General features: G+C 48.2%; 10 protein-coding genes and 1 tRNA gene. 6 read left to right on the top strand and 5 right to left on the bottom strand.

What is annotated here, in order from left to right:
* Window positions 1-494: 494 nt before the first annotated feature.
* Together ACRJJO_RS21360 and ACRJJO_RS21355 are read right to left on the bottom strand one after the other, a co-directional pair.
* Window positions 495-1,316 carry a CheR family methyltransferase gene (locus ACRJJO_RS21360; protein ID WP_431067583.1) on the bottom strand — a complete coding sequence of 274 codons (822 nt, stop codon included), beginning with the start codon at window positions 1,314-1,316 and terminating at the stop codon, window positions 495-497.
* 180 nt (window positions 1,317-1,496) lie between these two features.
* A complete protein-coding gene (locus tag ACRJJO_RS21355; RefSeq protein ID WP_404359989.1) occupies window positions 1,497-2,432 on the bottom strand; it encodes a chemotaxis protein CheV in 936 nt (311 codons plus the stop codon).
* Between the two features lie 448 nt (window positions 2,433-2,880).
* Between ACRJJO_RS21355 and flgA the strand changes: the two genes are divergently transcribed.
* From flgA to ACRJJO_RS21330, 5 genes are all read left to right on the top strand, one after another.
* Window positions 2,881-3,585, top strand: a complete 705-nt coding sequence (gene flgA, locus ACRJJO_RS21350) for a flagellar basal body P-ring formation chaperone FlgA (protein WP_431067582.1) — start codon at window positions 2,881-2,883, stop codon at window positions 3,583-3,585.
* Between the two features lie 76 nt (window positions 3,586-3,661).
* The gene (gene flgM, locus ACRJJO_RS21345; RefSeq protein WP_404359987.1) at window positions 3,662-3,970 is read left to right on the top strand and encodes a flagellar biosynthesis anti-sigma factor FlgM; all 309 of its coding nucleotides are present in this window, start codon (window positions 3,662-3,664) and stop codon (window positions 3,968-3,970) included.
* Window positions 3,967-4,467, top strand: a complete 501-nt coding sequence (locus ACRJJO_RS21340) for a flagella synthesis protein FlgN (RefSeq protein ID WP_404359986.1) — start codon at window positions 3,967-3,969, stop codon at window positions 4,465-4,467. The genes flgM and ACRJJO_RS21340 overlap by 4 nt, the downstream gene beginning before the upstream one ends.
* 30 nt (window positions 4,468-4,497) lie before the next feature.
* Complete coding sequence (locus ACRJJO_RS21335; RefSeq protein WP_431067581.1) at window positions 4,498-5,280, top strand: flagellar brake protein; 783 nt, start codon at window positions 4,498-4,500, stop codon at window positions 5,278-5,280.
* A 17-nt stretch (window positions 5,281-5,297) separates the two neighbouring features.
* A tRNA-Arg gene (locus ACRJJO_RS21330) sits at window positions 5,298-5,374 on the top strand.
* 770 nt (window positions 5,375-6,144) lie between these two features.
* On the opposite strand, the gene folE2 is transcribed toward ACRJJO_RS21330, so the two are convergent.
* From folE2 to ACRJJO_RS21315, 3 genes are read right to left on the bottom strand one after another with little or no spacing between them, the layout of a single operon-like run.
* On the bottom strand, window positions 6,145-6,957 hold the full coding sequence (gene folE2 / locus ACRJJO_RS21325; RefSeq protein ID WP_431067580.1) for a GTP cyclohydrolase FolE2: 813 nt from the start codon (window positions 6,955-6,957) through the stop codon (window positions 6,145-6,147).
* A 56-nt stretch (window positions 6,958-7,013) separates the two neighbouring features.
* Window positions 7,014-7,976 (bottom strand): CobW family GTP-binding protein, encoded by a 963-nt coding sequence (locus tag ACRJJO_RS21320; RefSeq protein ID WP_431067579.1) that lies wholly within the window; start codon window positions 7,974-7,976, stop codon window positions 7,014-7,016.
* 2 nt (window positions 7,977-7,978) lie between these two features.
* Window positions 7,979-9,652 carry a formylmethanofuran dehydrogenase subunit A gene (locus tag ACRJJO_RS21315; RefSeq protein ID WP_431067578.1) on the bottom strand — a complete coding sequence of 558 codons (1,674 nt, stop codon included), beginning with the start codon at window positions 9,650-9,652 and terminating at the stop codon, window positions 7,979-7,981.
* 109 nt (window positions 9,653-9,761) lie between these two features.
* On the opposite strand from ACRJJO_RS21315, the gene ACRJJO_RS21310 reads away from it, so the two are divergent.
* Window positions 9,762-9,995, top strand: a complete 234-nt coding sequence (locus ACRJJO_RS21310; RefSeq protein ID WP_431067577.1) for a type II toxin-antitoxin system Phd/YefM family antitoxin — start codon at window positions 9,762-9,764, stop codon at window positions 9,993-9,995.
* Window positions 9,996-10,089 lie beyond the last annotated feature (94 nt).

Below are 10,089 nucleotides of genomic sequence, written 5' to 3'. Positions count from 1 at the left end.
GAAAGAGGAAAGAGGAAAGAGGAAAGAGGAAAGAGGAAAGAGGAAAGAGGAAAGCCTGCCAACCCCTTGAGTGTATTGTCAAGCTATTTTTCAGTTAGTCAAGCCATGCCATTAACCTTAAACCTGACAAAGCAGAAAACTAAACGCAAGTAAGGATTTGGGCGTAAATAACTTCCCTATTTTTGGAGGGTTCGGTTGCTCGATTGGCAGGTGTCGGCGGCAGGGCAGATTTTTGCTCCTGCAAAATCTGCATTCATGCCATCCTTGGCAATCAGTCGCCGCCGCCAAGCCTACACGGACGTATTCACCCAGCACCTAAATTCCATAGCCTTTGGTTATGATTAATTGTCTTGGATAATTTAGGTGCTGGGTTCACGGCGTCCTGCCAAGCGAGTTACCGAACTCTCAACAGAACTCATAGTTCCAGGACGTTATTTATCACGAAATCCTAAGTAAGTAATAAAATATCCGACTGCCAATTTTTCACCGGCGCATCAGCCGATTTTTCGATAATACCGGCCGCGTTCGCCGCGCACTGTTTCAAATCCGGATATCGCAGTAGGCAACACTTCGCTGCTACTCAAAAAAAGAAATCCGCCCGGTTCGATAGCTTGCGACATGCGCGTTAGAATATCTTGCTTCATCGCGTCGGAAAAATAAATTAATACATTCCTGCAAAAAATCACATCGAAGCGCCCCAATACCGAAAAAGACTTAAGCAGGTTAAATTGCTGAAATTTTACTCGGGCGCTAATTTCCGGCTTAACGCGAAACCCCTCATCAATCGGTACAAAAAAACGCTTTTGCCGCATAGCATCGATACCTCTAGACAACGCCGCTTTGGAATACACGCCCTGTCTAGCTTGCCTAAGCACGGTTTCCGAAATATCGGTTCCAACAATACTTACCGACAATGATTTGCCTTGGTTTTTGATCATATCATCGACGCACATGCTGATTGAATAAGGCTCCTGGCCCGAAGAACAAGCCGCCGACCAAATTTTAATCGTGCTCCGTTTAGTCGCAAGGGACGGCAAAACGGCTCCAGTCAATTCGGCAAAATGACTTTCATCACGAAACCAAAACGTTTCGTTGGTCGTCATCGCCTCAATGACTGCTACCTTGATTTTTGAAGATGCATGAGACTCGCTGTGCAATACGGCAAGCAGATCGGAAAACGAACTCAAGCCGAATCGCGGTAACAGTCCGGACAAGCGATTTTTTACTAAATATTGCTTACTATTGGATAAAACAATACCGCATGCTTGAACGAGAAACTGCTGAAAATATTTAAATTCCTGTTGCGTCATTTCCATGGGTTACTTTCCGAATAAGCACTCATCCCTCATTAGAAAAGGGCCTTATAAAATCTAAAGATACTTAATATCCCTATTTTCCCAGTCGCTGGCAGACGCTTTCTAGGTGGAATTTGAACGCTTACACCCAAATTTTGCGAATCAAGCATAACGATTAAAATTCGCTAACCGACCACTTACTTACTGATCTTTTAAGGCATGAAAAACCTGCAAACGTTTTTGAATGGTTTTGACCAGTTCATCCGGCTCGAATTTCGCCAAAAATTCGTCGGCACCAACCTTCTGCACCATCGACGAATTAAACACTCCGCTCAGCGAAGTATGCAATACCAAATAGATTTGCTTCAATTTAGGGTCTTTTTTGATCTTGGTGGCCAACGTATAACCATCCATACGCGGCATTTCCACGTCGGAAATAATCATCGCATAATAGTTTTCCAAATCAACATCATTCTGAATCAACTCCGACAAATGCTCCCACGCTTCCAAGCCGTCTTTCAACACATCGTATTGAAGATTGAGCTGATCGCAAACTTTTTTGATTTGATTTCTGGCCACCATCGAATCGTCAACGATTAATACTCGATCACCGGCACCCGACACATCTTTATCGATGACCTCATCACTGGCTCGTTCGCGTAAACCAATGACTTCCTTCATAACTTTTTCAACATCAATTACCTCTATCAAGTCGCCATCGACCTCGGTAACCGCCGTTAAATAACCCTCCCGACCCAAGCCCGAAGGGGGTGCTTTTACCGAGCCCCAACCGATATTAATAATTCTATCTACCGACCCCACTAAAAAGCCTTGTATGGTTCTGTTGTATTCAGTAACAATGACATAAGATTTCTCGTCACGGTCTATCGGTCTCATACCGATCGCCATTGACAAGTCCAAAACCGGAATCGTCTTTCCTCGCAAATGCGCGACGCCGCAAATCACCGAATGCGATTTCGGAATTTGCGTCAAAGATGGACATTGAATCACTTCTTGAACTTTAAACACATTGATGCCGAATCGCTGTCGTCCGCCAAGTTTAAACAGCAATAACTCAAAGCGATTATGCCCTGCCAGCTGAGTACGCTGATCGACCCCATCTAAAATTCCAGCCATTGACATCACTCCGATAATTATTGGTTTCTATATCATCGTAGATCAAAATTCGGCACCAGCGTGCCTCCTTAGGCACTGCCGAAATTTGAAGTACGAAAGGTATAATCGAAAACAGTTTGCATTGAAATATAGGTCAATACCAAATTGCGCGCGCAATTATACCTTTTTTCAGCGCCAATTATGGGGCCGAAGCCAGATTTAATTTGAGTGCGCTCAAAACCTTAGACAGTACCTGGCGCGGCGAGAAACAAGCTTATTGGTAAATATCATCACAACGACCGCTGAAGCCAAGGCGAGACATGAGCGAGGTATATAACCTCAGCCAGTATTCACCATTTCCTGCCTACCAGAACGGATTATAATCAATTTCAATCAAACTTCTTATAGATAAATGACTGGCATTATTCCTGCTTGCCTTATAACAACGCCATAAAACCGACAGAACACCATGATCATCAAACTATTCGTTGCTCTAATCGCCATGCTCGCGGCGAGCCATAGCGGGTTCGCCGCACCGCGTTATCAAACGCATGCATCGATCTATCAAACAGTGACTCATTTTGTTACAGGTAAACTTGGAGAGTCCGCCAACTACGACATTCAGATATCGCCGCTGGATAACCGTTTGAAATTACCGAAATGCGCAGACCAATTAACCGCCTTCACCGCACATAACGAACCGCTTCGAGCTGGACGCTTCTCGGTCGGCGTTCGCTGTAGCGAGGGACCGAAACCCTGGTCGATTTACACCACCGGCTCATTAAAAATCATGCAAGACGTATTAGTCCTGACTCGGCCGGTCAGCCGCGGTCAGATTTTGACGCGTCAAATGCTAGCCATCGAAAAACGCAACCAAGCCCGCCTTAGAGGCGGCTATTTCAGCCGAATCGAATCCGTCGAAAACAAACAATCGTTACGCAATCTGTCGGCAGGATCAGTCATTACTCTTAACAATGTTACAGATGCTGTCTTGATAAAACGCGGAGAAAGAATAACCATTAGCGCCTCGTCACCCGGTTATAATGTACGCATGCAAGGTAAGGCCATGATGGATGGCATTAAAGGTCAATCGATTCGAGTAAAAAACGTTTCATCCGGTCGCACGATTACCGCTACAGTGATCAAGCCCGGCTTAGTTTCCATTATTCAATAATTTAAAGCCATGAAGCTAAATAAATTGGTAACATTGCCGATAATAATACTGAAACCAATTATTTGAGGAATTTGTCATGGCTATCGAACCCATTGCAAGTCGTATACCCAACGCAGCAACAACCAAAAGCCCGGCAAAGCCCGGCATTGAAACCGGCGCCGCAAAAGTTCAATCGGAACCAAATAACGACCGCATTGAAATTACCGCCAATTCCGGTCAAATAAAAAGAGCATTAGACACAGCTGCAAATCTTCCGGTGGTCGATAACGAACGCGTCGCTTCAATCAAACAAGCACTGGCTGAAGGCACCTATGCCATCGATCCGGAACGTATCGCGCAAAAAATCAGTCAATTCGAATTATTGAGCACCGAGGACAGCCCATGAGCCTTATTAGCCAAACATTTCCAATCGCTGAAAAACTCATTGTGAATGGTTTATCATTAACGGAACAACTTTATCAAGCACTGCAACAGGAGGCGATTACGCTAAAGCAGTCTGCGCTTACCGAAACGCTCGATGAAATAACCCGCCAAAAACAACCCCTCGCTCAAGAACTTAACCTGTTTGCCAAGCAACTTGCGCAAATACTCGAAACAGAAAAATTACCCAACACCCGAGCAGGCCTAAGCGAATATTTAGAGCGGGCCTTACAGGCAGGTTCCGATACGTCCCAAACAACCGAAAACTGGACAACGCTCATTAAAACGACCGAAAAATGCCAATTACTCAACGAGCAAAACGGGGCATCAGTTGAAATCTTACTACGTCATACTCGACAATCGTTGAATATCCTTAAAGGAAAGCCGCAAACGACCAATACCTACGGACCTGACGGCAATACCAAGTCGGACTTATTTTCCGGCACATTATTTTCAGTATAATCCGGCGTTTTAATTCAACTGAAACGGGCCATGCTGGATACGTTACGTCAACTATTTGTACAACACAAAACCAAGCACCCCCAAGAAATTGGAATATCAAACAACGACGACAATCCCAATTTTCTAACCGATCCGGATCAGATTATAAAGCTAATCAATGCAATAGCTGCATCACCGCATTTATGCACGATTACCTTTAGCGGATCGAAAAAGCCTTTCACCACCTCGATTATCGCACTTCAACCCGACAAGGGCTACCTTGTTCTCGACGAACTTAGACCACACAAGGGAAACGAACTTCTTCACAAAAAACGGGTTCTAAAATTATCGACGTTTCTGAATGGCGTTCATCTCGCCTTTCTATTACACATTATCGACTCAGCACCTTTTCACTATAAAGCAAGCATTCCGAAGCGGATTTACTACCCGCAGAGGCGAACAGCGCCTAGAATATTTATTCGTTCAACCGCTTTAAAATTTCGGACTACTTCATGCCTTAGCAGCACATCTTTATCTGGAACCGTGTTCGATATTTCGAGAAACGGCGCCTGTATCAATATTACCGACAATCGGAAACTTGCCATCGCACGCGGCGATGTCATTAAAGATTGCTTTATCGAGTTACCGAATGAATTAACACTTCGTTTCGACCTATCGATCCGCTTTACCAAAACTAATCGAAAAAATAAGACTCGAATTGGAGGTTATTTTGTTAACCTACCACCCCAAAACCAAAAAAAGCTCGACAATTTCATTGCCAAACTCGAACGGGAAATCATTAGAAATCAACGAAACTTAATTAGAAAGTTATGATAAAATTTGTCGTCAAAGCCCCGGTAGCTCAGCTGGATAGAGCGTCCCCCTCCTAAGGGGAAGGTCACACGTTCGAATCGTGTTCGGGGCACCAATTAAAGTAAAAACTTACTGTGAAAGTATGCGAACCAAAGCGGGTGCAATTGCCCGATCGACAGGCGTCGCCGGCAGGGAGCCGCCGTCGAGCCTACATGGACGTATTCACGGCGACCTGTCGGGCGAGTGACCGCACCCAGCCGCTCCTCGCACTTTCATTTGCCGGGACGATGGCTAGGTCTTCATGAACGTTACGATAAAACAAAATATCGATAAATCTAAATTTCCCATTTTTACCACATTTCTAAAAAAAATCCCATTCATACCTTCGATCTTTCAAAGCCAAAGCCTAGTCGTCACCAAATATTAAAACACTAAGATCGAGAGAGGACGCACTCATGTCCGATTTATCCCCGAAACATATTTCACACACCGGATGTCATAGCATTTCCTTCTAAGATCTGCAGACACCAATTAAGAACTTGCTCGATCTCTTCATACCGATACCGGGAGCCTCAGTTTCACGTTACAACGAATCAAGTGCTTTAACGAGTGGCATTATACCTTTCGCACTTCAAATTTAGGCGATGCTTAAGGAGGCACCGGAATGATCGCCCCTCACCTAACGCTAGGTGAGGGGCCGCTTGGATGCCGACATAGAGCCTATATGGACGCATTCACCCAGCACTTAATTACATAACCCTTGGCCCATGGTTAATTGTCTTGGATAATTTAGGCGCTGGGACTTCCAAGCAAGTCATCAAACCGTCACAATGCGTAATGCTTGAAGAAGTTATTTTGTGCATATTCCTAACTGCCAAACAGAAACTACCGCTTATCCCGCTCGATCAAGGCATACGCCGAATGATTATGAATCGATTCGAAGTTTTCCGATTCGACAATATAGGCGCTGATCCTCGATTCCGCTCCCAACCGGGCGGCGACATCCCGCACCATGTCTTCGACGAATTTGGGATTGTCGTAAGCGTATTCGGTGACATATTTTTCGTCGGGGCGTTTCAGCAATCCGTATATTTGGCAGGACGCTTCTTGTTCGACCAGATCGATCAATTCTTCGATCCAGATGAAATCATTGATCAGTACCGTCAAGGTCACATGAGACCGTTGATTGTGCGCGCCCCGGTCCGAAATAGTCTTGGAACATGGGCATAGACTGGTGACCGGGACGACGACTTTGATGCGCGTTTGCACTTCGCCGCCGGCAATTTCGCCGATCAAGCTCACTTGATAATCGAGCAAGCTGCGCACGCCGCTGACCGGCGCGGCTTTGTCGATAAAAAACGGAAATTGCATTTCGATATAGCCCGACTGTGCATCCAGGCGCTGCACCATTTCTTCGAGCATCGAGCCGAACGATTCGACGCTGATTTCGCGGTCGTGTTGATTCAAAATCTCGACGAAGCGCGACATATGCGTGCCTTTGAAGTCGTGCGGCAAATTGACATACATATCGAATAAACCGATCGTATGCTGTTCGCCGACCGACCGATCTTTAACCCGTATCGGATGGCGAATCGCCTTAATGCCGACCTTGTCGATCGCGATACGCCGCGAGTCGGCAATGCCTTGCACGTCGACGATGGCATTTTCCGAAGTTGGTGTGTTTGATTGATTGTTCATCGATGAATTCCTTGAAATAAATATTGATAGCCCGGATCGGTTAAACTTTCGACACCTCATTGCCGCAACGCGTTCATTACGGTTTCGGCCAGGATCTTGATATCGCCGCCGGCGATAAAGACCAGGCGCCCTCGGTTATCGACATTCTCCCGCAGCGGCATCGGCGACGGCGGAAACAATTTACCGGCAATGCCATGTACCGCCATCGGGCCGTCGTGTTCTTCGGTAAAGATCACACCCTTCAGTCTGACGATAGTACTTTGCGGACCGCTCAGCAGCTCTTCGAGCACCGCTTGCAAGCGCGCCCAAGCAACCGGCTGTTCCAGTTGCAACGACACGTTATTGAAACCGTGCTCGGGTAAATCACCCGCCCGAGGTTGAGCAATCGGGCGAAATAAGCTACCGAAATCGAGTAGCGCCTCCGCCAAACCTGCGTCTTGTGCCGATTCGAGATGCGCAATCGATGGCGCCAATTCGTTCAGGCGATTTTGCACCCGTTCGACTTGCGCAGCCGCGGCCAAATCGGTCTGGGTCATTACGAGCTTATCGGCCCAGGCGATCTGCGCTTGCGCTTCGGGAAAGCGCGCTAGATAGGTTTCGGCGGCCAGCGCCGAGACGGTCGTGATCATGCCTTGATAATGATAGCGCTGTGCCAACCAGCGCTCGTTCAACAGCGTATCGAGAATCGGTTCGGGACTGGCCACGCCGCTGGTTTCGATAAAAATACGGCTGAACGGTTTATCCGGTTTGGCATCGTAAGCCATGCGCAGATTTTTCAACATCGGCGCCAACGAGCCGCGCACTTGGCAGCACAAACAACCGCCGGACAGCGTCGTCAACGGAATCTTATGCTCCGCGAGCAATTCTTGATCGATCGGCGTCGAGCCGAATTCGTTGATGATCACGGCCGAATGGGGTTCGGCGCCGAGTAAACGATTCAATAGCGTCGTTTTGCCGCTGCCGAGAAAACCGCTCAGCACGATCACCGGTATCCGTTGAATCGTTTTCGAAGAAACCATGATCAACCGGCACTCTCTGCTAAATAAGGACGTCCGCAGGCATGCGCACGGAAACGTTCGCTATCGGTCTGCCCTGCACCGACGTCACCAACCATAAAATTGGCTAGGCCAAGGTTGTAGAAGCGGTCGTAATAATTTTGCAAATCGCGTTCGATGCGGTGATCGAAAAGCGGCTGAACAACTTGTGCCGTTCCGTTGTACCGCTCGACGACCGTCCCGTTTTGCACGGCCAACCGGCCGTTTTTGAACAACAGTTCGGCATCGGCAAACATCGCCGCCTTATCGGCTTGTTCGCGGTATACGGCAATGTCGGCCACGGCGCCGGGCCGCAAATGCCCCCGGTCCGGCAAGCCTAGCAAACGGGCGGCGGCGGTTCGGGTCATCACGGCAATGTCATAGAGTGTAAATTCTTTGTCGAGATCCTTCAGCAGACTCATCGATACCGCGTCCCTGTTCAGTTGCTCGAGGCATTGCAAGCGGTAATCGCGGTCCATCAACAGGCGGATCAGGTAAGGATACATCGTAAACGGTGCGCCGTTCGGATGGTCTGTTGTAAAAAATAGGCGCCACGGATCCTCGGCCAATAAGAAGATTTCCAGGCCGATCAACCATTGCAAACTGTTGACGAAACTCGTTTCTTTGTAACGGTAAGGCACGACGCCGCCGCTGCCTTCGCACTCGGCATCCCAGGCGATCCATTTATTCGGCGAAGCATCATGACGTCGGCTGTATTGCGCGATAACATCGCCGGAAATCGTGACGGTTTGTCCGAACAAAACCTGGCCGACGTCCATCGTGATGTTCGTGTGTTTTTTGAAGCCGTCGATCAGTTTTGCGGCCGCCGACGAAAAACCGCGATCGCCTTCGCTACCGTAGCCGTAGAATTGAATGTGCGCCAAATGCATCGGCAAACCCTGCGCGGCTTCCATTGTTGCCAACGCAGTATCGACATTGCCGGGTATGCCCAGATTGTTGCAATGCACATGCACCGGATGCGGAATTTCGACCTCGCAAGCGGCACGCTGTAAGGTTTGCAAAATATGACGCGAGCTGACGCCGTATTCGGGAACGACGTCGTCCAGATCGAAACTGCGGGCATTGGACTTAAACGCATTCGCTCCGCCGGCATTGATGACTTTCAAGCCGAGGCAACGCGTCGAGTGTAAGGTCCAGGCGACGTAATCGTTGATTTGCGCCTGAGACGCGCCGCTCCGCATCAAGCGCAACAAATAATCGTCGTTACCGAGAATCGCGAGTCCCGCCGTGTCGATTATCGGAATGTCGGCCATCTGCAAATGCGCATCCAAAGCATTGATCGGCAGTATGGCCGGTTCGACGACGGTGGTATAACCCATGCGGGCATAACGGTAACCGGTTTCGGTCGCCGACCAGCGGGAGGTGCTGAACCGGTGACCGAGTTTGCGTGCAACGAAATTGCGGTGCTGTTCCGGCAGGAGCAAACGCGCGGTATTGACGTTTCCGCCGGCGATATGGCTGTGAATATCGATCGCGCCGGCCATGACCACGCAGCCGGCGATGTCGTAATCGGCATCGATCACGACTCCGGCTTCCGGGGTATCGACGATGACACCGTCTCTGAAATAAATATCCCGAATCTCGCCATCTAGCGCTTGCGCAGGATCGTAAACCTTCCCGCCTTTGAGTCGAATCAGCATGGTGTGAATTCCTTAAATGATTGCTGAAGAAGAAATCAAGGTTTGAGACATTGGGTCAAGCATCGTTATACTGTGCATTATTTTGTACGTTTTATTCATAAGGGTAACCATGAAACAAGCCAACTTCACCGAAATTCGAAACCACGCAAAAATGTATTTCGATATCGTCGAAGCCGGCGAAACGGTTCGGGTCCTTCGTAACGGCAAACCCATCGCCGACATCGTCCCGATCACAGCGGATTTACCTTCTTGGCAACGTCGAAAAGCCCAACCCTTAGTACTCGATGGCGTTTCGATCAGCCGGATGATTATTGAAGAGCGCGTAAAATATTTCGCATCCTGATTGCTTAGAACATTCAATCATTTCGACTTGGTTCAAAGTGCCCGCCTAGGTCCCGTTAGGCCGCGCCGAGCACTGGCGATTTTGCCGAGAATAG

Source organism: Methylotuvimicrobium sp., assembly GCF_050611805.1.
Classification (GTDB): Bacteria; Pseudomonadota; Gammaproteobacteria; order Methylococcales; family Methylomonadaceae; genus Methylotuvimicrobium.
Note: the sequence above shows the minus strand (reverse complement) of the source record. Positions and strands in the feature narration are given on the sequence as shown.

Coding starts and splice junctions, on each gene's coding strand:
- ACRJJO_RS21360 (WP_431067583.1), bottom strand. CDS start 1,316: ATGGAAATGACGCAACAGGAATTTAAATATTTTCAGCAGTTTCTCGTT.
- ACRJJO_RS21355 (WP_404359989.1), bottom strand. CDS start 2,432: ATGGCTGGAATTTTAGATGGGGTCGATCAGCGTACTCAGCTGGCAGGG.
- flgA (WP_431067582.1), top strand. CDS start 2,881: ATGATCATCAAACTATTCGTTGCTCTAATCGCCATGCTCGCGGCGAGC.
- flgM (WP_404359987.1), top strand. CDS start 3,662: ATGGCTATCGAACCCATTGCAAGTCGTATACCCAACGCAGCAACAACC.
- ACRJJO_RS21340 (WP_404359986.1), top strand. CDS start 3,967: ATGAGCCTTATTAGCCAAACATTTCCAATCGCTGAAAAACTCATTGTG.
- ACRJJO_RS21335 (WP_431067581.1), top strand. CDS start 4,498: ATGCTGGATACGTTACGTCAACTATTTGTACAACACAAAACCAAGCAC.
- folE2 (WP_431067580.1), bottom strand. CDS start 6,957: ATGAACAATCAATCAAACACACCAACTTCGGAAAATGCCATCGTCGAC.
- ACRJJO_RS21320 (WP_431067579.1), bottom strand. CDS start 7,976: ATGGTTTCTTCGAAAACGATTCAACGGATACCGGTGATCGTGCTGAGC.
- ACRJJO_RS21315 (WP_431067578.1), bottom strand. CDS start 9,652: ATGCTGATTCGACTCAAAGGCGGGAAGGTTTACGATCCTGCGCAAGCG.
- ACRJJO_RS21310 (WP_431067577.1), top strand. CDS start 9,762: ATGAAACAAGCCAACTTCACCGAAATTCGAAACCACGCAAAAATGTAT.